The following is a 25,248-nucleotide window of genomic DNA, read 5'->3' on the forward strand; positions in this document are numbered from 1 at the left end:
GAAAGTGGGGAAGCATCCTTCCCCATCAGATGTGCATAGCTACAGAAACCTGCGCCCATGCCGATAGCCTCTGGATAAGTCCAAGCCTTGTTCCAGGGGAGTTCGCAGCATGTATCGTTGGTTAGCCGAGAAACTGGGGAATGTCAGCGTCAACCGCAAGCTGAGCGTCGGCTTTGGCCTGGTGTTGATCCTGACGCTGTTGATCACCTTTACCGGCTGGACCGGCCTGGGTGACGTGATCAGTCGCGGCGACAAGCTGGGCTTCATCTCCAGCCTCAACGGCCTGACCAAAGACCTGCGCCTGGCGCGCCTGGACTTCGAAATGCGCCGCGGCGAACAAGGCACCGACGCGGTCGACGGCCTGCTCGCCCAATTGGACAGCGGTTTGAAAACCGCCGCCGAGCTGATTGAGCAACCCGACGATAAAGCCTTGGTCGAACAACAGCTGGAAGCCTTGAACCAGTATAAAAAAGCTTTCACCGCCATGGTCCAGGCGGGCCTCAAGCGTGAGGGCGCGCGCAGCAAGCTCGGCGATACCGCCGACAACGCCGTGGCCAAGATCAACGAAGTTGAAAAAGCCCTGCTGCAAGGCGACAGCGTCATCCAATTCAATAGCGTCGTCGACCTGAGCAAGCTGATCCAGCAAGCGCGCTTCCAGGTACGCGGCTACACCTACAGCGGCAAGGTCGAAGCCGAGCAGCCGGCCCTGGACGCCATCGACAACGCCCTGAAGAAAGTCACTGAACTCGAAGGCCAGGTGCCGGCGCAGTACCAGGCCAACCTGCAAGAAGCAGGTGTTTCACTGCAAGCCTACCGCGCTGCAGTCAGCCAGTATCGCGACGCCCAGGTGGCCAGTGCGGCGGCGTTGAAAATCATGACCACCCAAGGCGACATCCTGCTGGGCCACAGTGACAAACTCACCACATCGCAAACCGCCGTGCGAGATCACGATGCCGCCCAGGCCAAATATTGGCTATTGCTCGCCACCGTACTGGCGCTGATCTTCGGCGTGCTCGCTGCCTGGGCCATTACTCGCCAGATCGTCATTCCCCTGAACCAGACCCTCAAAGTCGCCGAGCGCGTGGCCTCCGGCGATCTGAGCCACAATCTGGATTCCGCCCGTCAGGACGAACTGGGCCAGTTGCAACGCGCCATGCAGAGCATGACCGTGGGCCTGCGCGAGTTGATCGGCGGTATCAGCGAGGGTGTCACCCAGATCGCCAGCGCGGCCGAACAGTTGTCCGCGGTGACCGAGCAGACCAGCGCCGGGGTCAATAGCCAGAAAGTCGAGACCGACCAGGTGGCTACCGCCATGAACGAAATGGCCGCCACTGTGCAGGAAGTGGCGCGCAATGCCGAGGAGGCGTCCGAAGCCGCCGTGGCCGCCGACCAGCAGGCCCGTGAAGGCGACCAGGTGGTCGGTGAAGCCATCGCCCAGATCGAACGCCTGGCGACCGAGGTCGGCAACTCCACGGTCGCCATGGGCGACCTGAAGCGCGAAAGCGACAAGATCGGCAGCGTGCTCGACGTGATCAAGTCCGTGGCCCAGCAAACCAACCTGCTGGCCCTCAACGCAGCCATTGAAGCGGCGCGTGCCGGTGAGGCCGGGCGCGGTTTTGCCGTGGTGGCCGATGAGGTGCGCAGCCTGGCCCAGCGCACGCAGAAGTCCACTGAGGAGATCGAAGAGTTGATCGTCGGCCTGCAAAGCGGCACACAGCAGGTGGCGGCCATCATGGACAACAGCCGTGGGCTGACCGAAAGCAGCGTTGAGCTGACGCGCCGAGCCGGGAATGCGTTGGGCAATATCACCCGCACCGTCTCGACCATCCAGGCGATGAACTCACAGATCGCCACCGCCGCCGAGCAACAAAGTGCGGTAGCCGAAGAGATCAACCGCAGCGTGCTGAATGTGCGCGATATCTCCGAGCAAACGGCGGCAGCCAGCGAAGAGACCGCCGCCTCGAGTACCGAACTGGCGCGCCTGGGCACTCATCTGCAAGCCTTGGTCGGCCGCTTCCGGGTCTGACCTGATCCCACCCTGGTGGCGGCCCGTCCTGGGCCGCCTGCAACTTATGAAATTTCCTACACGTCTTTCAGGTCAATTCTTACGCGCCCTATGCCGAAAAGATTTAGCGTTCTCACTCCTCCTGACCTGCGTCAGCCGGGGTGCGAAGCGCTCTCTTTTCTGATGGAGGTGCATCATGTTTCGACCACTGACCCGCGTATTAGGCAACACCAGCGTCACCCTCAAACTCATCCTTGGCTTCGGCCTGGTACTGGCGCTGTGCATGGCTGTCGCCCTGACGGGATGGCAGGCCCTGAACGCCTCGCTGTTTCGCGCTCAAACCTTGACCACCCTTTCGCGCCTCGCCGTGACCGGCGAAGAATTGCGCGCCGAGCGGATTGTGTACCGCGTCGTGAATGACCCGGCAAGCTTTGACAAACTCGGCCGGCACATGGAGAAAATCGACGGTTATCTGGTCGAGTTGGCCGACCGCCTGAAGATCCCCATGCACCTGCAGCAAGTCCAGGATTCCAGCCGCCTCAGCGCACGCTTCAAGACGGCACTGGCCGGTCTGCCCAATCTGATGGAGCAACGCGAGCAAGCGCAGAAACGGCTCACCAACAGCTCCGTGAACGCCAGTGACACCCTTGGACAACTGTCCAGCGACTTGCCCGACCAGAATGACGAGAAAGCCCTGGACAGCGTAGAAAACCTGCGCCAGGCCATGGAGGCCGCCGAAGACCGCGCCAAGTCCCCGGCCTGGGCCGCCGACACACTGCAGCTCTACACGCAAGCGGTGGATGCTGCGCTCAAAACCCTCGACGGCGCCCAGTCTGCCGTGACGGCGCTGCCGGTAGACAGCACCGCGCTGAACAGTGCCTTGCTCGATTATCGCGCCCAACTCGATCGCCTCAAGGAGGCGCAGGTCACCGTTGAAACCGTCCAGAACCAACTGGAGCAGTGGCTGGACCAACTGCTGTCGCAAAGCGACCGGTTGAGCGAGGAGCAAACCCAGCAACGCGACAAGGAAGCCGACCTGGCGCGCCTGCTGATGCTCTATGTAACCGGCGCAGCGCTGCTGCTCGGCGCCCTCGCCGCCTGGCTGATCGCCGGTCAGATCGTCAGGCCGCTGCGCCAGGCGCTGCAAACCGCCAACCGTATAGCCGAGGGTGACCTGAGCCACGACATCACCACGTCACGGCGCGATGAACTGGGCCAATTGCAGCGCAGCATCGGCCAAATGACCCTGAACCTGCGCACGCTGATCGGTGGCATCACCGACAGCGCCCGCCAGATCGCCAGCGCCGCCGAGCAATTGTCCGCCGTCACCGAGCAAACCCGCGCCGGGGTCAATGGCCAGAAACTGGAAACCGAACAGGTCGCCACCGCCATGAATGAAATGCTCGCCACCTCCCAAGAGGTCGCACGCCATGCCGAGCAAGCCTCGATTGCCGCCACCGAGGCTGATCAACAAGCGGGCGTGGGTGACCAGGTGGTGGCCGAGGCGATTACCCATATCGAGCACCTGGCCGAGCAAATGAACCGCTCAAGCGAGGCAATGCAAGGCCTGCAACAGGAAAGCCAGAAGATCGGCAGCGTGCTGGAGGTGATCAAGTCGGTGTCCGAGCAGACCAACCTGTTGGCCCTCAACGCCGCTATCGAAGCGGCACGCGCGGGTGAGGCAGGTCGCGGTTTCGCCGTGGTCGCCGACGAGGTGCGCACCCTGGCCCAGCGTACCCAACAATCAGCCGAGGAAATCGAAGGGTTGATCGAGGGGCTGCAGCGGGGCACACAACACACTGCCGACATCATGGACAACAGCCTCAGCCTGACCGACAACAGTGTGGAACTGACGCGTCGCGCAGGTCAGGCGCTGGCCAACATCACCCGCACGGTCTCGGTGATCCAGGAAATGAACCCGCAGATTGCCGCGGCGGCCGAGGAGCAAAGCGCAGTGGCCGAGGAGATCAATCGCAGCGTACTGAAGGTCAAGGAAGCGTCGGAGCAAACCTCGACGGCCAGTGAGCAGACGGCGGCAGCCAGTGTTGAACTGGCACGCCTGGGCTCCGAGCTGGCGCGTTCGGTAGGCCGCTTCAAGGTCTGAGCGGCTACAGCACCTGGCGCAGGAAGGCTTGTGCCCGTGGGTCCTGGGGAGCGGCGAAGAAGGCGGCGGGCGCGGCATCTTCCAGCAGTTTGCCGTGGTCGAAAAACAGCACCCGGTCCGCCACTTCCCGGGCAAAGCCCATCTCGTGGGTGACGCAGACCATGGTCATGCCTTCAAGGGCCAGGGTCTTCATCACGTCCAGCACTTCACCGACCATTTCCGGGTCGAGGGCCGAGGTGGGCTCGTCAAACAGCATCACCTTGGGCTCCATGGCCAGGGCCCGGGCAATCGCGACCCGCTGCTGCTGGCCGCCAGACAGGCGTGACGGAAACTCATGGGCCTTCTGTGCGATACCGACCTTTTCCAGCAGGGCCAGGGCCTTGGCCTCGCGCTCTTGCTTGCCGCGCTTGCGCACAACCTTTTGCGCCAGGCACAGGTTTTCCAGCACGGTCATGTGCGGGAACAGGTTGAAATGCTGGAACACCATGCCAACTTCACGCCGGTAGGCATTCACATCGGTCTTAGGGTCGGCCAGTTGCAGGCCGTCGATGCTCACCGAGCCCGAGTCGAATTCTTCCAGACCGTTGAGGCAGCGCAGGAAGGTGGACTTGCCGGAGCCCGACGGGCCGATCACCACCAGCACTTCGCCCTTGGCGACCTGGGTGGTGACATGATCCACCGCGCGCACCACGTGCCCACGGGTATCGAAGACTTTTACCAGATCGCGCACTTCAATCACTTTGGGCGAGCCTCCGCTCAAGCCGGCTGGCCATTTTCGACAGCGGCAGGTTGATCAGCAGGTACAGGCCTGCCACACAGAACAGGATCTCAAACGGCGAGAACGAGGTGGTGATCACCTCGCGGCCACTCTTGAGCAACTCGGTAATCGCGATCACCGACACCAGCGACGTGTCTTTTACCAGGCTGATAAATTGCCCGGCCAGGGGCGGCAGCACGCGCTTGAAGGCTTGCGGCAACACCACATGGCGCATCGACTGGCTGGCGCTCAAGCCCAGGGAACGCGCCGCTTCGTCCTGGCCACGGGTGATGGACTGCACCCCGGCGCGGACGATTTCCGCCACGTAGGCGCCGGTGAACAACGACAGCGCGGCGATCCCGGCAAACTCCCGGGATAGGTTGAGTACCGTGCCGATAAAGAAATAGAAAATGAAGATCTGCACCAGCAACGGCGTACCGCGCACCAGTTCGACGTAGATCGTCGACAGGTCGCGCAAGGTCGGGTTTTTGGAGAGCCGGCACAACCCGGTCGCCAAGCCAATGGCCAAGCCTAGGACGCCGGACACCACCGACAGCCACAACGTGGTCCACAAGCCCCACATCAACGGCCCGAGCGCCCACTGGCGAGTCACGCCGACCACCTCGCCCTCAGCTACATCGTCGCCGCGGGCCACTTGCAGGCTGTCGTCGGCAACCGTGAGCTTTTGCTCGCCCCCCGCGTCATTGCGCAGGGTGACTTCGGCCATGTCGCCTTTGCGCACCAACTCGACCACGGTGGACATATCCGCAGCGCGTTGGGAGGTCTCGGCTTGATAGGCAAAGTATTGCGGAACGCGGTTCCAGCGCCACTCGTAGGACATCAGCGAGGTGGCGTAGTACAAGGCGCCAGCCAGGCCGACCAGCACAACCACGGTGAGCAGGTGCCAGGGCCATTGGGCTTTTTTCTGTTTCATTTCATTTTCCGGATGCAGTGCTTTTGTAGGAGCGAGCTTGCTCGCGAAAAATCCGAGAACCCGTTGGGTGTCAGGATTGCCGCGTTACCATTGACGATTTTCGCGAGCAAGCTCGCTCCTACACCGTCAAGCTTTTATTCCATGTCCTTGAGCCACTCGGAGCTCTTGAACCACTTGTCATGGATGCGATCGTAAGTGCCGTCGTTCTTGATCTGGTGCAGGAAGTTGTTGATGAAGTTGATGCTGTCGTAGTCACCCTTCTTCAAGCCGAACGCCAGGGGCTCGAAGGTGAAGGGCTCTTCCAGGAACACCAGCTTGCCGTTGCCGACTTTCTTCTCGGCAACCACGTTGTACGGCGCGTCATATACAAAGGCATCGGCCTTGCCGTTGACCACGTCCAGCACACCCTCTTGCTCGTTGTCATAGCCGTGGTACTTGGCCTTGGAGATCAGCTTCTTGGCCACCATTTCACCGGTGGTGCCGAGCTTGGAGGTCAGGCGGTATTTCTCGTCGTTCAGGTCTTTGTAGGACTTGATCGTGCCTTCCAGGTCCTTGCGGATCAGCAGCGTCTGGCCGACCACGATGAAGGGTTCGCTGAAGTTCAGGCGCAGGTTGCGCTCCTGGGTCAGGGTCATGCCGCTGCCGATCATGTCGAACTTGCCGGTCAGGAAGGCCGGGATGATGCCGTCATAGCCAGTAGAAACCAGCTCCAGCTTGACCCCCATGGACTTGGCCATGGCCTTGAGGATGTCGACTTCGAAACCGATGATCTCACCGCGCTTGTCGGTCATTTCAAACGGCATGTAGGTTGGGTCCATGCCGACTTTCAGCGTGCCGCGCTTGACCGCATCGTCGATGGCACCGGCCTGTGCCGCCGTGGCAGCGACCAGCGCAGTGACACCGAGCAGCAGCATCGAAAGATACTTTTTCATCAACAAGTCCCCTGAACGATTCTTATAAGGTCGGCGCGCAAAGGGCTGCGCCATTTCGGGGTGCGATCCTAACCCACTCGTTGTCCGTCACAAAGGTTTCACGGGTAAATCATATCGGCGTATGTCGGAAAACCCCGACAGCGTTGCAGTTCAATGCAGAGGTAGACACATCGGCGCAGCGGCTGGGCAATTGATTGATGTGTAAGTAGTTATGACGATCACTCAAGCTCAGACACCCAGGCAGTGTCCGTGAACCACTTGTCATGCAGGCGATCGTAGGTGCCGTCCTGGGCGATCTGGTTGAGGAAGTGATTGATCCAGTTGAGGCTGTCGTAATCACCTTTCTTCAAGCCGAAGGCCAGGGGCTCGAAGGTGAAGGGTTGCTCCAGTGCCAGCAATGCGCTGTTCTGCGGCCGGTTCATCGCGATCAGGTTGTAGGGCGCGTCATGCACAAACGCGTCAACCTCACCGTCTACGACCTGCCGCACCCCCTCTTCCGGGGTCGTCACAGTCGTGAGACGCGCCGCCCCGAGAAAGCGCCGTGCCGCGGCCTCTCCTGTGGTGCCTTCAATGGAGACGACTTGATAACCGGCTTGGTTCAAGTCTTCGATGCTGGAAACCGCACTCGCCAGGCGAGGATGCAAAAGCACGGACTGGCCCACCACGATGAACGAGTCGCTGAAATTGAGTTTCATATTGCGCTCCTGGGTGACAGTCATGCCGCTGCCAATCAGATCAAACTTTTTCGCCATCAACCCCGGCAGCAGCTCCTTATAGGGCACCGCCACCAGCTCAAGCTTTACGCCCATCGCACGGCTCATGGCATGAAGCAAGTCGATTTCAAAGCCGATGATGCGCCCCTGCTTATCAAGCATTTCAAAGGGTACGTAATTGGGAGTCGTGCCGACTTTCAGCACACCACGGCGAACAGCATCGTCCAGCGCACCCGCCTTCAGCAGCCCAGTGTGTACCAATAGGAAACAGCTAATCAGCAATGCAGCACAGTACTTCTTGATCATGGATGCCCCCGTGGCGAGTCAAATTTTGGGGGGCGATGCTAACCCAGCTACAGGCACGGCAATACGCTTCGAACAAAGGTCTTTTGTTTCGAAATAACAAGGAGTTAGCGATGCAAAGAAGGAACTGTAAACGCTGTAGGACCAGCGTCTGGAGCACCCCCGAGGCGAGCCCTCGGGGGCGTCTGAATCAGGCCGGTTGAGCCTGGGCCGACTGCGGTTGCAGCGGCAGCAACGGCGCATGCGGATCAGCCTTGATCGATGCACGCCAGGCACCAAGCCACTCGGCGTGACCTTCGCTCCAGACCTGCTCATGCAGGCGGGCCAGGGCCACGGGGTCGCTGAGCAAGGCCAGGCGCTCACTGTTGTTGAGGCCGGCCGGGCCGACTTTCAACGCGTGGCGAACACGTTCCATGCGCAGGTACTCGATCGGCTCTGCCTCACGGTGACGGGAGGTCGCCAAGGCGCAGGCCAGGGCGTTCTGCTGCGGGTCGACCACCGAACGTACAAACCCGTCATTGAGGGCGTGCCAGCGGTTTTCATGGGTGTATTGCTCGGTCGACAGCAACGCTTGCGGCGGATTGTATTCCTCAGGGATCAGGAACAGGCTCTCGTCGCGGGACTTGAGACCCAGCTTGACCCGGCTGGAAATCACCGACACCGGGATCGACAGCATCAGCGAGCCGACAATCGGGATCAGCCACCACAGGAAGCTTGGGTTCAACCACACCACCAGCAGGGCCCACAGGAAGCCCAGCAGGGTTTGCGGCCCGTGGCGCTTGACCGCTTCGCTCCATGGCGTGGAGTCGTCGTCACGCTGCGGCGAGTTCCAGGTGGCGGCCCATCCGAGGAACGCGGCAAGCACGAAACGCGTGTGGAAAATCATCCGCACCGGCGCCAGCAGCATGGAGAACAGCATTTCCAGCAGCATCGACAAGGTCACCTTGAACTTGCCGCCGAACTCTTTCGCGCCCTTGGCCCAGATCAGGATGATGCTCAGCAGTTTAGGCAAGAACAGCAGCACGATGGTGGTGGAGAACAGCGCTACCGCCTTGTCCGGATGCCATTGTGGCCACAGCGGGTACAACTGGCGTGGAGCCATGAAGTACTGCGGTTCCATCAGGGTATTCACCGCCAGCAACGCGGTGGACAACACCAGGAAGAAGAACCACAACGGCGCCGACAGGTAGGACATCACGCCGGTCAGGAACACCGCACGGTGCACCGGGTGCATGCCTTTAACCAGGAACAGGCGGAAGTTCATCAGGTTACCGTGGCACCAGCGACGGTCACGCTTGAGTTCGTCCAGCAGGTTCGGCGGCAGCTCTTCGTAGCTGCCCGGCAGGTCGTAGGCAATCCACACGCCCCAGCCGGCACGACGCATCAGCGCAGCTTCAACGAAGTCGTGGGAGAGGATCGCACCGGCAAACGCGCCTTTACCGGGCAACGGCGCCAGGGCGCAGTGCTCGATGAATGGCTTCATGCGGATGATCGCGTTGTGACCCCAGTAGTGGGATTCACCCAGCTGCCAGAAGTGCAGGCCGGCGGTAAACAGCGGGCCGTACACGCGGGTGGCGAACTGCTGCATGCGCGCATAAAGGGTGTCCATGCCCGACGCCCGTGGCGCGGTCTGGATGATCCCCGCATCCGGCGTGGCTTCCATCAGGCGCACCAGGCTGGTCAGGCACTCGCCGCTCATCACGCTGTCGGCGTCGAGCACCACCATGTACTTGTAGTCACCGCCCCAGCGACGGCAGAAGTCGTCGAGGTTACCGCTCTTGCGCTTTACGCGGCGACGACGGCGGCGATAGAAGATCTTGCCGAAGCCACCGGCCTCGCGGCACACATCGAGCCAGGCTTGCTGCTCGGCGATGCAGATGTCGGCCTCGTTACTGTCACTGAGCACGAAGAAATCGAAGCGATCCAGGTCGCCGGTGGCGGCCACCGACTCGAACGTCGCACGCAAACCCGCGAATACACGCGGCACGTCTTCGTTGCAGATCGGCATCACCAGCGCGGTGCGCGCATCCTTCGGAATCGGCTCGTCGCCGGCACTTTTACCGGAGATGCGGTATTTATCGTGACCGGTCAGCAGCTCGAGGAAGCCCATCAGCGCGGTCCAGAAACCAGCCGACACCCAGCAGAACAGAATCCCGAACATGATAAGGATGCTGGTTTGCAGGGCGTAAGGCAGTACCTGGGTTGCCGTTTGCAGCAGGGTCTGGTTGCGGATTTCGTCGAAGTCGACCAGCGACCAGCCCTGGTACGGCATGATGCCTTTCATGTACCAGCCAGCCACGATGGTCTGGCCGAGCATCAGCACCAGCAGGATATAGCGCCGGATCGAACCCACGGTACGCCAGCGCGCAGCCGGCAACACCCGCTCGTCTTTCGGTGGCTTGGGCGGATTGGTGCGACCGGTGATCCGCCGCCAGCCACGCACCAGGATATTGGTGCGCCAAGGCTCGGGCACCACTTTGGTCCGGCGGATCGGCGGCGTGGCCTTGAGGCATACGCGACCGCTGGCGTCGAGCGCCAGCATTTCGGCGTCTTGCAGCTCTTCGGCAGTGCTGAGGGTCAAGCGACGGCCGACAGAGGCCTGGGCGGCGTCGGTCGGTGCGTCGAAGGTTTTTGACGACAGACGCTCATGCAACTCGCTGAACGAGCGGCAGCCCGCCAGCTCGGCGCGCTGCTCGGCCGTCATGGGCAGATGCGCCAGGTACTCGGACAGAGTCTCAGGCGTTACTTGGGAATTACTCATCGGCAGGCAACTGATAGCTCCAGGTTTCGGTCAGGACTTGCTCGGTCTTGATCGGCTCCGGAGTGGCTGGGGCAGCTTCTGGCTGCTGGGCTTGCTTGTCTTTCGCGTCTTTCTTGGCCTGCTTCTCGTGCTGCTTGGCCAAGACTTTGTCGGCTTTCAATACATGGGTGGAAACCGGCTCAGGCTCTGGCTGCACGATATCCTGCACCAGTGCCGCACGCATTTCGGTTGGCTTGCCGGCGTCCTTGATCTTCATGCGCAGGGTCAGGCGCCAGCCTTTGGTGTGCTCGTTGTAGCGCACACTGTTTTCGACCAGCTCGGCGTTATCGCCCACGCTCACCTGGCTGCGCACCGGGGCGTCCGGCAGCAGTTTCTTCAGGGACGGGCCCTCGAAGTCCACCAGGTAGGCCACGCTGCCATCGGGCTGACGGATCAGGTTGGATTGTTTCACGTCACCGGTGGAACGCAGGGTCTGCTTGACCCAGGCGCTCTCCGGCGAGTGGAATGCCGCGTCATCCAGGGTCCAGTGCAGGCGGTAGGCGATGTCCAGTGGCTTGCCGACTTCCGGCAGTTCGGCCGGGCTCCAGAAAGCCACGATGTTGTCGTTGGTTTCATCGGCAGTCGGGATCTCTACCAGGTCGACGGAGCCCTTACCCCAATCGCCTTCAGGCTCGATCCAGGCGCTTGGGCGCTTGTCGTAGTTGTCGTCCAGGTCTTCGTAGTGGCTGAAGTTGCGGCCACGTTGCAGCAGGCCGAACCCACGCGGGTTCTCGACGCTGAAGTTGCTGACCGACAGGTGTTTAGGGTTGTTCAACGGGCGCCAGATCCACTCGCCATTGCCGGCATGGATCGACAGGCCGCTGGAGTCGTGCAGCTCGCGACGGTAGTTGAGGACCTTGGACGGCTGGTTAGCGCCGAACAGGAACATCGAGGTCAATGGGGCCACGCCCAGCTTGCTGACCTTGTCGCGCAGGTACATCTGCGATTTCACATCGACCACGGTGTCGGTGCCAGGACGCAGGATCAGGCGATAGGCGCCAGTGGCGCGCGGCGAATCCAGCAAGGCGAAGATCACCAGGTGCTTGTCACCCGGTTTTGGACGTTCGATCCAGAACTCGGTAAAACGCGGGAACTCTTCGCCGGACGGCAGTGCGGTATCAATGGCCATCCCACGGGCAGACAGGCCATATACCTGGTCCTTGCCCACGACGCGGAAATAGCTGGCGCCGAGCATGGTCATGATTTCGTCTTGCTTGTCGGCCTTGTTGATCGGGAAAAGCACACGGAAACCGGCATAACCCAGCTGTTCAGTGGCCTTGGGATCGAATTTCACGTCGCCGAAATCGAAACGCGTCGGGTCGTACTTGATTTCATGCACGCTGTCGGCAGTGACTTCGTTGATTTTCACCGGCGTGTCGAAATGCATGCCCTGGTGATAGAAGGACAGCTTGAACGGGGTGTTCTGATCGGCCCACTCGGCTTTTTCATTGCGGAAACGAATCTTCTGGTAGTCAGCGAATTTCATTTCGCGGAATTCGTTCGGCAGATTGCTGCGCGGAGCTTCGTATTTCTGCCCGGCCAGCTCTTTTGCCTTGGCCGACACATCATCCAGACTGAATGCCCACAGTTGACCCGCGCCGAACAGGCAAAACAGGGCAGAGCCCGTCACCAGTGCGTTTCGTAACCGTTTGGCAGACAATTTTGGTGCATTACAGGGACTAACAATCACGAGCAACCCTCGCCGAAAACAGATCAAAAAACCAACGGCCAGCTATCTATATGCCAGGTTGGCGAGCAATGTTCCGACTCCCCTAGGGCCAAATGATTCCCCAAAGGCTATCGGACAAGTCTCTACCTAAGTCAAAAATGGACCAAACAACGCTGATCCCCGTAGCGCGCGATTATCTAGTAGCCCGCGAGACAACGCATCAGGGACAGTGAAGTATTTGTAGCGAAAACCTGCGTTTTTCAGCATTAAAGTCGTTTTTAATACATTCATGTCTGTAAGAGGAAGGTCACAGGGCCATCATTGACCAAATGCACCTGCATATCGGCGCCAAAACGCCCTGAAGCCACCTTGCCATGCAATTGTTGCGCTTGTAACAACAAGTGCTCAAAAAGCGCCGCTCCCAGGGCCGGTGGGGCCGCCGTGGAGAAACTTGGCCGCAGCCCGCTTTTTGTATCCGCCGCCAGGGTGAACTGCGACACCAGCAGCAAACCGCCGCCGATATCCTTGAGCGACAGGTTCATCTTGCCCTCGTCGTCGCTGAACACCCGATAGTTAAGCAGCTTGTGCAACAGTTTGTCGGCGCTCTCGGGCGTATCTGAAGGTTCGACGGCGACCAGCACCAGCAAACCCTGGTCAATCGCGCCCACGACCTCCCCGGCAACTTCGACGCGGGCGCCACGCACCCGCTGCAACAGGCCCTTCATGCTTCTTCAGGGGGCAGATCAAGCAGGCGCCGTGCCATTTCGCCGGTCGCTCGCACCAAAGCGTCGGTGATACCCGGCTCGGAGGCCGCGTGCCCGGCCTCGCGAATCACCTGTAGCTCGCTGTTGGGCCAGGCCTGATGCAGCTCCCAGGCGTTATCCAACGGGCAGATCATATCGTAGCGACCGTGGATGATGACGCCGGGCAGATGAGCGATCTTGTGCATATCGCGAATCAGCTGGTTGGGTTCCAGGAAGGAGTTGTTGGTGAAGTAATGGCATTCGATGCGGGCAATGGACAAGGCGCGCTGCGGCTCGGAGAAGCGCTCGACATGCTGCGGGCTCGGGCACAGGCCAAGCATGCGCCCTTCCCAACCAGACCAGGCCTTGGCTGCGTGCATCTGGGCGATCTGGTCGTTGCCGATCAGGCGCTTGTGGTAGGCGGCGATCATGTCGTGGCGCTCTTCCACCGGGATCGGCGCCAGGTAGTCCTGCCAGTAATCCGGGAACAGGCGGCTCGCACCCTCCTGGTAGAACCAGTGGATGTCCTGCGGGCGGGCGAGGAAGATGCCGCGCACGATCAGGCCAAGCACGCGCTCGGGATGGGTTTGCGCGTAGGCCAGGGCCAGGGTCGAGCCCCAGGAACCACCGAACAGTACCCATTTGTCGATGCCCAGGTGCTCGCGGATGCGCTCAAGGTCGGCGACCAGATCCCAGGTGGTGTTGTTTTCGAGGTTGGCACGCGGGGTCGAGCGACCGCAGCCACGCTGGTCGAAGGTCACAATATGGTACAGGTTCGGGTCGAAATAGCAGCGGCTCTGGGCGTCGCAACCGGCACCTGGGCCACCGTGGATGAACACGACAGGCAAGCCTTCGGGGGAGCCACTTTCATCGACATACAGGGTGTGGGTGTCATCGACAGCCAGATCATGCCGGGCGTAGGGTTTGATCTGCGGGTACCAAGTCTGCATTGCGCGCTCCGTAGGGTGTCGGGTTCATCCCTGGGGGGACGTCTATTATTTTGCCGTCAGGCATCATAAACCCGAATTGTGCAATGAGCATGTCCTTGAGCACTTAGACCTGTGTCAGCAGTTCGCTCCGCAGATAATCCTACAGTCGACCCCTCCAGCCCCTCCGACATTTGGACTGTGTGAACGCAGTCAAAATGTGGGAGGGGGCTTGCTCCCGATAGCTATTTGAGCCACACCCTGAATCATCGGTACCGGCTTTGCCCCCAAGACAAAAACCCTTGCAGCAGTTGCTTCAACACCACCTGGGTCGGTTCGGCCAGGTCGGGACGATAGCGAAACGGCTCAAACTCCTCCATATACGCGCTCTGGCACAACTCCAATTGCACGGCATGGACATCCTGCGCCGGGTCGCCGTAGTGCCGGGTGATGTGGCCGCCCTTGAAACGCCCGTTCAGCACATGGGTGTACTGGGGATGCGCGGCGCAGATGGCTTCGAGCTGGCTGGCCAGTTCCGGATCGCATGCGGCGCCGTTGAAGGTACCGAGGTTGAAGTCCGGCAACTTGCCGTCGAACAGGTGCGGGATCACCGAGCGGATCGAGTGCGCATCGAACAGCAGCGCGTAGCCAAACTCGGCCTTGAGGCGCGCCAGTTCCTCTTGCAGCTGGCGGTGATAAGGACCCCAGATCTTTTGCAGGTAGCTCGCGCGCTCTTCTTCGGAGGGCGTCTGCCCTTCACGGAACAACGGCACGCCATCGAACAGCGTCTCCGGGTACAGGCCGGTGGTGGCGCCTGCATAAAGCGGCTTGTTATCCGAGGGCCTGTTCAAGTCGATGACAAACCGCGAGTACTCCGCGGCCAGGGTGCTGGCGCCCAGTTCTTCGGCAAAGTCGTACAGTAAGGGGATATGCCAGTCGGTGTCCGGCAGACTTTGCGCCTCGGGGATCAACCCGGCCTCGACCGCAGGCGTCAGGCGCAGGCCGGCGTGGGGCATGCTGATCAGCAGCGGTACGCGGCCTTGTTTGAATGTCAGGACCTTATCCACAACAGAGCTCCTTAAACAGTGACATCGACGCCATGGCGCACGACGCGTTTATCCAGTTCGCCGCCCAGCCAGTAGGCCAGGTCGGCGGGACGATCGATCTGCCAGGCGACAAAATCCGCAACTTTGCCCACTTCCAGGGAACCATGGGTGTCGCCCATGCCCAACGCGGTAGCCGCATGCTGCGTGGCGCCGGCCAGGGCTTCTTCCGGGGTCATGCGGAACAGGGTGCAGGCCATGTTCAGCATCAGGCGCACCGACAACGCCGGCGAGGTGCCAGGGTTGAGGTCGCTGGCAATGGCGATCTTCACCCCGTGCTTGCGCAGGGCCTCCATCGGCGGCAACTGGGTTTCACGCAGGAAGTAGAAAGCCCCCGGTAGCAAGACGGCGACGGTGCCGGCAGCAGCCATGGCGATGGCGTCGTCTTCGGTCATGAACTCCAGGTGGTCCGCCGACAGCGCGTGGTAACGCGCCGCCAGGCTTGAACCGTGCAGGGACGAGAGTTGCTCGGCGTGCAGCTTCACCGGCAGGCCGAGCTGCTGGGCGACTTTAAATACACGCTCAACCTGCTCCGGGGAAAACGCCAGGTATTCGCAGAAGGCGTCCACCGCATCCACCAACCCTTCTGCAGCCAGGGCCGGCAGCATCTCGGTGCAGATGTGCTCGATGTAGGCGTCGGCGCGGTCTTTGTATTCCGGCGGCAACGCGTGGGCGGCCAGGCACGTGGCGCGCACACTGACTGGCAGCGCTTCACCCAGGCGCCGGGCCACGCGCAGCATCTTGCGTTCGTTGGCCAGGTCCAGGCCGTAGCCGGATTTGATCTCCACCGTGGTCACGCCGTCACGCAACAGACTGCGCAGGCGCTTTTCAGCGCTGGCAAACAGTTCATCTTCCGTGGCAGCGCGGGTGGCACGCACGGTGCTGGCAATACCGCCGCCCTTGGCCGCGATGTCGGCGTAGCTGACGCCTTGGAGGCGCTGCTCGAATTCGCCGCTGCGATTACCGCCGAACACCGTGTGGGTGTGGCAATCGATCAGCCCGGGGGTGACCCACGCGCCTTGCAGGTCATGCACCTGGGCGTAATCCACCGTGGGTGCCTTGCTGCGGGGGCCGACCCACTCGATGAGCGAGCCGACAGTCACCATGGCGGCGTCCTCGATGATCGAGTATTTGCCCTGGGCCATGGTTGCGACGTGGCAGTGGTGCCAAAGGGTTTTCATCAACGCCTCCCTAAGTTATCGATGAGACAAGGCCGGGTCGTAGTGGACCCTGGCCGTTTGCCCGGCGGCGGGCTTGACCCACAGCAAGTAAGCGAGGATCAGCAGCACGATCCACACGGCGCCGACCATCAAGGCCGCCTGGGTGTCCGGGAAGTAACCGAGCACGCCAAACACAAACAGCATGAACACAATGGCCGCTGCCGGCGCATAGGGCCAGAACGGTACCGGGAATTTCAGCTCGGCGACCTGTTCCTTGGTCATGGAGCGACGCATGGCGACCTGGGTGAACAAAATCATCAGCCACACCCACACGGTGGCGAAGGTGGCAATCGACGCGATCAGCAGGAACACGTTTTCCGGGATCAGGTAGTTGAGCACCACACCGCCGAGCAACGCGGCGCCCATCACCACTACAGTCATCCACGGCACGCCCTGCCTGGACAACTGCGCAAAACCCTTGGGCGCCTGCCCTTGCTGGGCCAGGCCGTACATCATGCGGCCAGCGCCGAAGATGTCGCTGTTGATCGCCGACACGGCCGCCGAGATCACCACAATATTGAGAATGGTCGCTGCCGAGCCTATGCCCAGGTTGCTGAAGATCTGCACGAACGGGCTGCCCTGGCTGCCGATCTGCGGCCATGGGTAGATCGCCATCAACACGAACAGAGTCAGCACGTAGAACAACAGGATACGCAGCGGCACCGCGTTGATCGCCTTGGGGATCACCCGCTGCGGGTCCTTGGCTTCGCCGGCCGTGATGCCGATGATTTCGATCCCGCCAAAGGCAAACATCACTACCGCAAACGAGGCGATCAACCCGCCGACGCCGTTGGGCATGAAGCCGCCGTGGGCCCACAGGTTGCTCAGGCCACTGGCCTGGGTTTCACCCGCCGAATGAATGCCGAACAGCATGATGCCAAACCCGCCAAGGATCATCGCCACGATAGCGCCGACCTTGAGCAGTGACAGCCAGAACTCCATCTCGCCAAAAACCTTGACGTTGCACAGGTTAAGGCCGCCGATCAAAAACACGATGCCCAGCACCCAGACCCAACGGGCGACCTCAGGAAACCAGAAGCCCATGTAGATGCCGAAGGCGGTGACGTCGGCCAGGCAGACGATGATCATTTCAAACGCATAGGTCCAGCCGAGGATAAACCCGGCCATTGGCCCCAAGTAGGTGCTGGCGTACTGGCCGAAGGAGCCGGACACCGGGTTGTGCACAGCCATTTCACCGAGGGCGCGCATCACCATGAACACCGCGGCGCCGCCGATCAGGTAAGCCAGCAGCACGGCGGGGCCGGCCATCTGGATGGCGGAGGCAGAGCCGTAGAACAGCCCGGTGCCGATCGCGGAACCCAGCGCCATGAAGCGAATATGTCGGGCATTGAGCCCGCGTTTCAAACCCTTTTCTTGTTGGTGCATTTCTCTTCCCTATTATTCTTATCCTGAGAAAAACGCGACCTCACCTGTAGGAGCGAGCTTGCTCGCGAAAAACCTGAGAGCGCTGATGGATGTCAGGTTTACCGCGTAATCGTTGGCGATTTTCGCGAGCAAGCTCGCTCCTACAGTGAAGGCGGTCGTGCTTACAAGCTTGGCAGCAACTTGGCCGGCACCAGCTCATTCAGGCAACGGGTGGCAAGCAGTTCGCTGGCGGCATTGATGTCCGGGGCAAAGAAGCGGTCCTTGTCGTAGAACGCTACTTTGTCGCGCAGCATGTTCCGGGCCTTTTCAAGCGCAGGCGAGGTTTTCAACCCGTCGCGCAGGTCCAGGCCCTGGCACGCTGCAAGCCATTCCACCGCGAGAATGCCACGGGTGTTCTCAGCCATTTCCCACAGGCGCTTGCCCGCGGCCGGGGCCATGGAGACGTGGTCTTCCTGGTTCGCCGAGGTCGGCAGGCTGTCGACGCTATGGGGATGGGACAATGCCTTGTTCTCGCTGGCGAGTGCAGCGGCAGTGACCTGGGCAATCATGAAACCGGAGTTCACCCCACCATTGCCTACCAGGAACGGCGGCAGTTGCGACATGTGCTTGTCCATCATCAGCGAGATGCGCCGCTCGCTCAGGGAACCTATTTCGGCGATGGCCAAGGCCATGTTGTCAGCGGCCATGGCCACCGGTTCGGCGTGGAAGTTGCCACCGGAAATCACATCGCCTTCGGCGGCAAATACCAGCGGGTTATCCGATACCGCGTTGGCTTCCACCACCAGCACTTCGGCAGCCTGGCGGAACTGGGTCAGGCAGGCGCCCATGACCTGTGGCTGGCAACGCAGGGAGTAAGGGTCTTGGACCTTGTCGCAGTTCTGGTGCGACTGCGACACCTGGCTGCTTTCGCCCAACAGGTCACGATAGGCCGCAGCCGCATCGATCTGCCCACGCTGGCCACGCGCCGCATGAATACGCGCATCGAACGGCGAGCGCGAACCCAGTACGGCCTCCACGGTGAGGCCGCCACAGGTGAGCGCGCCAGCAAATAGGTCTTCACCTTCGAACAGGCCGCGCAATGCGTAAGCGGTGGATACCTGGGTGCCGTTGAGCAAGGCCAGGCCTTCTTTGGCGGCCAGGGTCAGCGGTGTAAGGCCAGCAACTTTCAGGGCTGCGGTGGCTTCCAGCCATTCGCCCTTGTAACGCGCTTTGCCTTCGCCAAGCAGCACCAGGGACATATGCGCCAACGGCGCCAGATCACCAGAGGCGCCGACCGAACCTTTCAGCGGAATGTGCGGGTACACCTCGGCGTTGATCAGCGCGATCAGCGCGTCGATCACCTGGCGACGGATCCCGGAGAACCCGCGGCTGAGGCTGTTGACCTTGAGCACCATGACCAGCCGCACCAGCGCATCGCTGATCGGCTCACCGACGCCGGCGGCGTGGGACAGCACCAGGGAACGCTGGAGGTTTTCCAGGTCTTCACTGGCGATGCGGGTCGAGGCCAGCAGGCCGAAACCGGTGTTGATGCCGTAAGCGGTGCGGTTCTCGGCGAGAATCTGCTCCACACAGGCGACGCTGGCTTCAATCTGGGCCGAGGCGCTGTCATCCAGGCTGAGGGTTACCGGCTGCTGGTAGATGGCCCGCAGCTGGGCGAGGGTCAGTTGGCCTGGAATCAGGTTTAGCGCAGTCACATTCGTTCTCCTTGTGAATTATTCTTAGGTGTTCAGTGCAAATTCGGTAACGCAGTGCCTTTAAGCAACTGGGCAGCGGCGGCAATATCCGGCGCCAGCCAACGGTCCTGCTCGTAAGCGGGGACCACTTCGCGCAACAAGCGCCAGGCGTGGTCGGTGCCCACGCCGAAGCGCTGGTCCTTGAGGAATTCGAACGCCTGGGCTGCCAGCAGATACTCGATGGCGAGGATCTGGGTGACGTTGGCCAGCACCTGGTGCAGCTTGAGCGCGGCGTTGGTGCCCATGCTCAAGTGGTCTTCCTGCAGGCCCGAGGTGACGAAGTTGTCGAGCACCGCCGGTTGCGCCAGTTGGCGGTTCTGCCCGCACAAGGAAGCGGCGACGTACTGCACGATCATCATCCCGGAGTTGACCCCGGGGTTACTGACCAGGAACGCCGGCAAGCCGCTGACGTGCGGGTTGATCAGGCGGTCCAGGCGGCGTTCGGCCACCGAGCCGATTTCGGCCATGGCAATCGCCAGCATGTCCGCCGCCAGCGCTACGGACTGGCCGTGCGGGTTGGCCTGGGATACCACGCGATAGTTATCCGGCGTGCCAAGCAGCAGTGGGTTGTCCGTGGCGCTGTTGAGTTCAGTCTCGATCTGGCGAGTGGCGTGCTCAAGCTGATCGCGAGCGGCGCCGTGGATCTGCGGGATCGAGCGGATGCTCAGGGCGTCCTGGGTGCGAATACCTTTGCTGCTGGCGATGACTTCGCTGCCGTCGAGCAAGGCTCGCAGGTTGCTGCCGACCTGCTGCATGCCCGGATGCGGCTTGAGGGCGATGATTTCTTCGTCAAAAGCATCTATCTGGCCACGCTGTGCTTCAAAGCTCATGGCTCCGATCACATCGGCCCATTGCAGCATAGGGTGGGCATCGGCGAGGGCCAAACAGCTCAGGCCGGTCATGCACGGCGTGCCGTTGACCAGGCACAGACCGTCCTTGGCGCCGAGCACCACGGGGTGCAAGCCTTCAGCCTGCAAAGCGTGTTGCGCCGTGACCACCTGGCCGCGATAGCTCACATTGCCGACGCCGAGCAAGGCCACGCCGACATGGGCCATGTGGGTCAGGTAACCCACCGAACCCTGGGACGGCACTTGTGGGGTGATGCCGTGATTGAGCAGCGCCAGCAACGAGTGCACCACCTGCGGATGCAGGCCGGACTTGCCGTGGCTGTAGTTGATGATCGCCGCGCAGATGATTGCGCGGGTCTGCTCGTCGCTGAGCACCGGGCCGACGCCACAGGCGTGGCTCAGCAGTGTATTGCGCGACAGCTGGCTCAGTTGCTCGTCTTTGAGCGACACGTTGCACAAGGCGCCCAGGCCGGTATTGACGCCGTAGGCGCGCTCGCCGCTGGCGACGATGCGTTGCACGATGGCCTGGGCGTTGTCGATGCGCGCCCAGGCCTGGCCCGAGAGCTCGAGCACGGCGCCATGGCGAGCCACGGCGGCCACGTCCTGCCAGCGCATCGGGGTGTCGGCGATGATGATTGTTGTTGCCTGGGGCATCTTCATACCTTCTTCAATTCTTGTGCAGCCTTAGCGGCCCCATCGGGAGCAAGCCCCCTCCCACCTTTAAAGGTGTTCACAGTTCAAAATGTGGGAGGGGGCTTGCTCCCGATAGGGCCAGCAGCCTCACCACAAATCCCGGCTCAGACCACCGCCGCCCGCCGCTGAACAAAGCGATCCACATACTCGTCCGCCGGCGAATGCAAAATCTCCCGCGGCGTGCCGACCTGGATCAGCTTGCCGTCCTTGAGAATCGCAATGCGGTTGCCGATGCGTACGGCCTCGTCGAGGTCGTGGGTGATAAACACGATGGTCTTGTGCAGGGTCTTTTGCAGCTCGAGCAACTGGTCCTGCATCTCGGCGCGGATCAGCGGGTCGAGGGCGCTGAAGGCCTCGTCCATCAGGATGATGTCGGTGTCGGCCGCCAAGGCCCGGGCCAGGCCCACACGCTGGCGCATGCCGCCGGAAAGCTGGTGCGGGTATTTGTTTTCGTAGCCCTTGAGGCCTACGGTTTCGATCCAGTGCAGGGCGCGCTCGGCACACACCTGCTTGGTTTCGCCGCGTACTTTCAGGCCGTAGGCAACGTTGTCGAGCACGCTCTTGTGGGGCAACAGACCAAAGCTCTGGAACACCATGCTGATCTTGTGCCGGCGGAATTGGCGCAGCGCTTCCATGTCCAGTTGCAGGATGTCTTCGCCGTCCACCAGGATCGCGCCGCTGGTGGGGTCGATCAGGCGATTGAAATGGCGTACCAGGGTGGATTTACCGGAACCTGACAGGCCCATGATCACGAAGATCTCACCAGTGCCGATGCTCAGGGACAGGTCATTCACGCCGACCACGCAGCCGGTCTCGGCCAGTACCTGGTCCTTGGTCTTGCCCTGGCCGACCATCGCCAGGGCGTCCTTGGAACGGGTGCCGAAGATCTTGAAGACGTTTTTGACTTCGATTTTGCTGACAGTCGTCATTTGCTCGCCTCATGCCGTGGGCGGCCATAAGCCTGGGTAATGCGGTCAATGACCACTGCGAGAATCACGATCGCCAGCCCGGCTTCAAGGCCACGGCCGACGTTGAGGGTCTGGATGCCGACAAGCACGTCTTCGCCCAAGCCACGGGCGCCGATCATCGAGGCAATCACCACCATCGACAGCGCCATCATGGTGGTCTGGTTGATCCCGGCCATGATGCTCGGCAACGCCAGCGGCAGTTGCACGCCGAACAGTTGCTGCCAGCGGTTGGCGCCAAAGGCATTGATGGCCTCCATGACTTCGCCATCGACCTGGCGAATGCCCAGGTCCGTCAGGCGGATCAGCGGCGGTGCGGCGTAGATCACCGTGGCGAAGATCGCCGGGACCTTACCCAGGCCGAACAGCATCAGCACCGGGATCAGGTACACGAAGCTGGGCATGGTCTGCATGATGTCGAGCAGTGGCATCAGCACCGAACGCAGGCGATTGCTGCGCGCCGACAGGATGCCCAGGGGAATACCGATCAGCACCGAAATCACCGTGGCGACCATCATCAGTGCCAGGGTTTGCATCAGCTTGTCCCACAGGCCAACCGCGCCCACCAGGAACAGCAAACCGACGATCACCGCCGTGGTTACCAGCTTGCGCGTGGCGTGCCAGGCAACGCCGCCGACGATGGCCAGCATCAGCCACCAAGGCGCCATGCGCAGCAACCCTTCCAGGTTGACGATGGCCCATAGCAGGGTGTCGGAAATGTGCCGGAACACATCGCCGTAGTTGGTAACCAGCGAGTCCACCCAACCGTTGACCCAGTCGGCGATGGAAAACGTAAAACTCTCAGGAAACATATAGTGCTCTCGATCCAGTGGGTTGTGGCCAGCCGCCCGGCCACCCTTGAGGGTAGCCGCGCACACTTGACCTACAAGGCCGCTTCGATTTTCTTGGCTGCGTCGTCGCTCACCCAGGCGTGCCAGACTTCAGGATGTTCCTTGAGGAAAATTTTCGCCAGTTTTGGCGACTCAATCCGCTCCTTGGCCATACGACCGAGGTTCTGGTTCAGCAGGTCGATGGGCAGGTTGACCTTTTCCAGCACGGCCACCAGTTCCGGGGCTTGTTCGTGGAAAGTCTTGGACAGGCCGACCTTGATGGTCACGCTTTTATCCACACCGGGCTTTTCTTCCAGCTTGACCAGGTCGACCTGGCCCATCAGCGGCGTCGGCGACCAGTAGTAGAACAGGATCGGCTCGCCACGCTTGTAGCTCGACAGCACCGCCGCGTCCAGCGCCGGGCCGGTGCCCGGGCGGAAGTTGGTATAGGTGCTTTCCAGGCCGTAGCTCTTGAGCATTTCGCTGTTGTCCAGCTCACAGGTCCAGCCGGCCGGGCAGTTGTAGAAACGGCCCTTGGAGGGCTCTTCCTGGTCCTTGAACACCGAGGCGTACTTGGCCAGGTCGGCGATGCTTTTCAGGTCCGGGGCCTTGGCTTCCAGCTTGCGCTTGGCGTCGCCTTCGATCACATAACGCGGTACGTACCAGCCTTCGACCGCACCGACGACCGGGGCACCGACGCCCACGACCTTGCCGGCCTTCTCGGCCTTGTTCCAGACCTCGCTGCGGCCTACCCACTCCTCGGCAAACACTTGGATATCGTTACTGCCCAGGGCGTTTTCCATGGTGATGGAGTTGCCCGGCAGGCTGTCGGTTTTGCAGTCGTAGCCTTTTTCCAGCACGGTTTGCAGGATGTCGGTGAGCAACATGCCGCTTTCCCAGTTCAGGCCGGCGAATTTCACCGGTTTGCCGGATTCGCACCAGCCGGCCGCCTGGGCGCCGGCGCTTGCCAGCAAGCCAGCCGAGAACAAGGTAGCCAGCAAGGTCTTATTCATAGTCATTGTTGTGACGCTCCCAATCATGAAATGGATTACGGCAGTCAGTAGGCGTCCTGCCCTGTCCACGTCCCATCAGGCTTGTGCAGCCAGCCCGTTTGTTGTGGGTAAAGCGCCCTGCTCTTTTGGCAGGATCAGGTGATCGGGTACCGTGCCGTGCCATTTTTTCGCACACACGTAATACAGGGCCGCCGGCAGTACCAGGCCGATGATCCAGGAAATATCCACGCCACCCAGCGCGGCCACCAAAGGGCCGGTGTAGAACTTGGTGGCGATGAACGGCAGCTGCACCAGCACGCCGAAGACATAGACGCTGATACCCAGCAGGTTCCAGCGCCCGTAGCGGCCGTTCGGGTCGGCCAGTGCCGGCACGTCATAGCGCTCGCGGGTGATGCAGTAGTAATCCACCAGGTTGATCGCACTCCAGGGCGTAAAGAACGCCAGCAGGAACAGGATGAACGACTTGAACGCACCGAGGAACGAGTGCTGGCCGAGCAGGGCGATCAGGGTTGCCGTACCGACGATGGCGAGCACGAACACTAGGCGTTGCATACGCGTGACCTCCAGGCGGCCACGAAAGCCGCTGATGATGGTCGCAATGCACATGAAGCTGCCGTAGGAGTTGAGCGTGGAGATGGTGACCTTGCCGAACGCGATGCTGAAGTACAGCAATGCAGCGGTGGCGCCCGTACCGCTCAGGCCCACGATGTAGGCCACTTCGTGACCGGCGAACTGCCCGTTGGACATCGCCGCGGCAAACACGCCAAGGACCATCGCCACCTGTGCACCGACGACCGAACCTGCACCAGCGGCGAGAAAGGTTTTCACCGATGAGGTCCTGCTCGGCAGGTAACGCGAATAATCCGCCACGTACGGGCCGAAAGCGATCTGCCAGGATGCCGCGAGCGACACGGCCAGCAGAAAACTGCTCCAGCTGAAATGGCGGATCTGCAGAAGTGTGCCAACGTCGGTCTGGCTCATCAGGCGACTGAACAGGTAGACAAAGGCAATCACGCCAATGACGCTGGCGATACGGCCGATGAAATGGATCACCCGATAACCCAGCACGGTGACCAGCACGATGACGCTGGCGAAAATCAGGATGCCGACACTGTCGCTGACCCCAAACAACTGTCCCAGCGCCTGACCCGACAGCACGGTGCCGGTTGCAGTGAAACCCAGGTACATCAAGCACACCAGCACGATCGGGATGGCCGCGCCATACACGCCGAACTGCACCCGGCTGGAAATCATCTGCGGCAGGCCAAGCTTGGGGCCTTGGGCCGCATGCAAGGCCATGACGCCGCCGCCAATCAGTTGACCGACCAGCAGGCCGATCAACGACCAGAACACATCACCACCCAGCACCACGGCCAGGGCCCCGGTGACAATCGCGGTGATTTGCAGGTTGGCCCCCATCCACAGGGTGAACTGGCTGAATAGACGACCGTGTCTTTCCGCTTCCGGGATATAGTCGATCGAGCGCCTTTCGATCAACGGGGTGGTGTCATTCGCAGCCATGGGGTTCAACCTCTGATGGATTGTTCGATGCTTTTCTGTAGGAGCGAGCT

The 25,248-nt window shown here is 61.3% G+C and carries 18 protein-coding genes and 2 pseudogenes; 3 read left to right on the top strand and 17 right to left on the bottom strand.

Annotation, left to right across the window (positions count from 1 at the left end):
• Positions 1-109: 109 nt before the first annotated feature.
• The 3 genes and pseudogenes from ASD70_RS30020 to ASD70_RS19100 all read left to right on the top strand — a co-directional run.
• Positions 110-1,168 (top strand): annotated as a pseudogene (locus tag ASD70_RS30020) (methyl-accepting chemotaxis protein); the annotation flags it as partial.
• Between the two features lie 144 nt (positions 1,169-1,312).
• Positions 1,313-2,026, top strand: coding sequence for a methyl-accepting chemotaxis protein (locus ASD70_RS30025; RefSeq protein ID WP_371851103.1), 714 nt, complete (start codon positions 1,313-1,315; stop codon positions 2,024-2,026).
• A gap of 175 nt (positions 2,027-2,201) precedes the next feature.
• Positions 2,202-4,109, top strand: coding sequence for a methyl-accepting chemotaxis protein (locus ASD70_RS19100; protein ID WP_056847165.1), 1,908 nt, complete (start codon positions 2,202-2,204; stop codon positions 4,107-4,109).
• A gap of 4 nt (positions 4,110-4,113) precedes the next feature.
• Here the strand turns inward: ASD70_RS19100 and ASD70_RS19105 are convergent, their stop codons facing one another.
• The 17 genes and pseudogenes from ASD70_RS19105 to ASD70_RS19185 form a co-directional block, all read right to left on the bottom strand.
• Complete coding sequence (locus ASD70_RS19105) at positions 4,114-4,848, bottom strand: amino acid ABC transporter ATP-binding protein (protein WP_032878328.1); 735 nt, start codon at positions 4,846-4,848, stop codon at positions 4,114-4,116.
• Entirely contained in the window at positions 4,841-5,800 is a 960-nt protein-coding gene (locus ASD70_RS19110) for an amino acid ABC transporter permease (RefSeq protein ID WP_056847166.1), read from the bottom strand. The genes ASD70_RS19105 and ASD70_RS19110 overlap by 8 nt, the downstream gene beginning before the upstream one ends.
• Positions 5,801-5,934: 134 nt before the next feature.
• Positions 5,935-6,732, bottom strand: coding sequence for a transporter substrate-binding domain-containing protein (locus ASD70_RS19115; protein WP_046070530.1), 798 nt, complete (start codon positions 6,730-6,732; stop codon positions 5,935-5,937).
• A 218-nt stretch (positions 6,733-6,950) separates the two neighbouring features.
• Complete coding sequence (locus tag ASD70_RS19120; RefSeq protein WP_046070529.1) at positions 6,951-7,751, bottom strand: transporter substrate-binding domain-containing protein; 801 nt, start codon at positions 7,749-7,751, stop codon at positions 6,951-6,953.
• A 185-nt stretch (positions 7,752-7,936) separates the two neighbouring features.
• Positions 7,937-10,509, bottom strand: a pseudogene (gene mdoH, locus ASD70_RS19125) (glucans biosynthesis glucosyltransferase MdoH); the annotation flags it as partial.
• Positions 10,502-12,181: a glucan biosynthesis protein G gene (locus tag ASD70_RS19130; RefSeq protein ID WP_233518742.1), complete on the bottom strand. Its 1,680-nt coding sequence runs from the start codon at positions 12,179-12,181 to the stop codon at positions 10,502-10,504. The pseudogene mdoH and the gene ASD70_RS19130, both read right to left, overlap by 8 nt.
• A 323-nt stretch (positions 12,182-12,504) precedes the next feature.
• Positions 12,505-12,942: a D-aminoacyl-tRNA deacylase gene (dtd, locus tag ASD70_RS19135; RefSeq protein ID WP_043047266.1), complete on the bottom strand. Its 438-nt coding sequence runs from the start codon at positions 12,940-12,942 to the stop codon at positions 12,505-12,507.
• Positions 12,939-13,910, bottom strand: coding sequence for a prolyl aminopeptidase (pip, locus tag ASD70_RS19140; protein ID WP_056847167.1), 972 nt, complete (start codon positions 13,908-13,910; stop codon positions 12,939-12,941). The genes dtd and pip overlap by 4 nt, the downstream gene beginning before the upstream one ends.
• Positions 13,911-14,152: 242 nt before the next feature.
• Positions 14,153-14,953, bottom strand: coding sequence for an N-formylglutamate deformylase (gene hutG / locus ASD70_RS19145; RefSeq protein ID WP_056847168.1), 801 nt, complete (start codon positions 14,951-14,953; stop codon positions 14,153-14,155).
• 11 nt (positions 14,954-14,964) lie between these two features.
• The gene (gene hutI, locus ASD70_RS19150) at positions 14,965-16,170 is read right to left on the bottom strand and encodes an imidazolonepropionase (RefSeq protein ID WP_056847169.1); all 1,206 of its coding nucleotides are present in this window, start codon (positions 16,168-16,170) and stop codon (positions 14,965-14,967) included.
• A 15-nt stretch (positions 16,171-16,185) separates the two neighbouring features.
• Positions 16,186-17,595 carry an amino acid permease gene (locus tag ASD70_RS19155; protein WP_056847170.1) on the bottom strand — a complete coding sequence of 470 codons (1,410 nt, stop codon included), beginning with the start codon at positions 17,593-17,595 and terminating at the stop codon, positions 16,186-16,188.
• A gap of 161 nt (positions 17,596-17,756) precedes the next feature.
• Positions 17,757-19,289, bottom strand: a complete 1,533-nt coding sequence (gene hutH, locus ASD70_RS19160) for a histidine ammonia-lyase (protein ID WP_056847171.1) — start codon at positions 19,287-19,289, stop codon at positions 17,757-17,759.
• A 32-nt stretch (positions 19,290-19,321) separates the two neighbouring features.
• Positions 19,322-20,830 carry an HAL/PAL/TAL family ammonia-lyase gene (locus tag ASD70_RS19165; RefSeq protein WP_056847291.1) on the bottom strand — a complete coding sequence of 503 codons (1,509 nt, stop codon included), beginning with the start codon at positions 20,828-20,830 and terminating at the stop codon, positions 19,322-19,324.
• Positions 20,831-20,973: 143 nt separating this feature from the next.
• Positions 20,974-21,798 carry a quaternary amine ABC transporter ATP-binding protein gene (locus ASD70_RS19170; RefSeq protein ID WP_056847172.1) on the bottom strand — a complete coding sequence of 275 codons (825 nt, stop codon included), beginning with the start codon at positions 21,796-21,798 and terminating at the stop codon, positions 20,974-20,976.
• Positions 21,795-22,646 carry an ABC transporter permease gene (locus tag ASD70_RS19175; RefSeq protein WP_034108788.1) on the bottom strand — a complete coding sequence of 284 codons (852 nt, stop codon included), beginning with the start codon at positions 22,644-22,646 and terminating at the stop codon, positions 21,795-21,797. The genes ASD70_RS19170 and ASD70_RS19175 overlap by 4 nt, the downstream gene beginning before the upstream one ends.
• 71 nt (positions 22,647-22,717) lie before the next feature.
• A complete protein-coding gene (locus ASD70_RS19180) occupies positions 22,718-23,683 on the bottom strand; it encodes an ABC transporter substrate-binding protein (protein WP_046070522.1) in 966 nt (321 codons plus the stop codon).
• 69 nt (positions 23,684-23,752) lie between these two features.
• Positions 23,753-25,198, bottom strand: coding sequence for a purine-cytosine permease family protein (locus ASD70_RS19185; protein ID WP_056847173.1), 1,446 nt, complete (start codon positions 25,196-25,198; stop codon positions 23,753-23,755).
• Positions 25,199-25,248 lie beyond the last annotated feature (50 nt).

This window comes from Pseudomonas sp. Root569 (assembly GCF_001427465.1).
Lineage (GTDB): Bacteria > Pseudomonadota > Gammaproteobacteria > Pseudomonadales > Pseudomonadaceae > Aquipseudomonas > Aquipseudomonas synxantha.